Origin of the sequence: Vibrio sp. 1562, from assembly GCF_033340155.1 — a bacterium.
GTDB lineage: Bacteria > Pseudomonadota > Gammaproteobacteria > Enterobacterales > Vibrionaceae > Vibrio > Vibrio alginolyticus.
Genome location: NZ_JAWOVY010000088.1, coordinates 1 through 1285 on the forward strand (window position 1 = coordinate 1; position 1285 = coordinate 1285).

Sequence of the window (1285 nt, forward strand, 5' to 3'; positions counted from 1 at the left end):
GTGAACTTCTTCTTGAATAGGAATGTTGCTAGTGCCATACCTAGAGGAGGCGTACAGATTGCGATACCAACACCACCCATTAGCCATGGTTGAGTATCAACTTGAGTTTGAGCGAATAGCGTTGCTACTTTGTTGATTGGACCGCCCATATCGAATGCAGTCATACCACCAAGAATCGTACCTAGAACCACTTTAGAAGCGCCAGCCATAGAAGCTAGGAATTCGTTCATAGAAGCCATGAAGATCTTGATTGGCTCACCGATACCCCATAGAACGATACCTGCAGAGATAAGCGTACCAACAAGTGGGTAGATGAAGTAAGCGCCCAACGCAGTCATGTTAGCAGAAAGAGGGATCTTCTTAAGTTGGAATACCACACCACCAGCGATGAAGCCCGCTACGATACAACCAAGGAAGCCGCCGCCCATGTCAGCCATGATGCCAGAAGAGATCATCGCTGGAGCAAGTGCCGGTTTGTCTGCAATTGAGTAACCAATGAAGCCACCAAGAATAATTGGGAACAGCACCAGACCTTTAATACCAATATTAGAAATATCAGCCAATAAACCGTCCGCAGGAACCGCACCTTTACCTGATGCCATTACCGCCAGCGCCAGTAGTACACCACCCGCAACGATAAATGGAAGCATGTGAGAAGTACCGAATAAAAGGTGACCTTTCATGGTACTGAGTAGTTTTTTGAAATAGCTATTATTAGTAGCTTGAGCTGTGATTGTACTCATAATTTCACGCCTTATGAATTAATTAAAATATTTAGTATTTGGTTTTCGTCTTTTGCGTTATGAATATCTTCAATAAACTCTTCGCTAAATTTTCCGAATAATTCTTGAAGAACATAAATATGGTGGTCGGCACCGTTATCTGGTGAAGCAATCATGAAGAATACGGTCGGTTTGACTCCCTCTTCGTCGCCATACTCGATGCCTTCGCGCTTTACGCCAACAGCGATTGCAGGCTCTGTGACCGCTTTGCTTTTTGCGTGTGGGTAGGCGATGCCGTCCATTGAAGTCACGCTTAATGTTTCACGTGCTTCTATGTCGGTTAAAAAAGCCTCTTTGCTGCTGATTCGATTATTTTCGAATAGCATTTTCGCTAGCTCTTCAAAGACTTCTTTTTTATTATTTGCTTTAAGATTGCCTTTAATTAAATTGACGTTTGTTAGTTCTGTAATCATTTTGTGACTCATTGGTACTGAAGTAATGAGTCAAATTTAATTAATGAAGTGGTTTTCGGAAATAGTAAAAAAAATACAATAACTATACTT

General features: G+C 41.9%; 2 protein-coding genes. Both read right to left on the reverse strand.

What is annotated here, in order from left to right; translation table 11 throughout:
* The coding region (locus R7Z49_RS23345) for a fructose-specific PTS transporter subunit EIIC (protein WP_318112117.1) at positions 1–743 on the reverse strand (743 nt) is incomplete at its 3' end.
* Between the two features lie 11 nt (positions 744–754).
* Entirely contained in the window at positions 755–1195 is a 441-nt protein-coding gene (locus R7Z49_RS23350) for a PTS sugar transporter subunit IIA (protein WP_140249946.1), read from the reverse strand.
* Positions 1196–1285: the final 90 nt, after the last annotated feature.

What these genes read in the sequence shown, in the direction of transcription:
- R7Z49_RS23350 (WP_140249946.1), bottom strand. Translation starts at nt 1,195, where the DNA reads ATGATTACAGAACTAACAAACGTCAATTTAATTAAAGGCAATCTTAAA.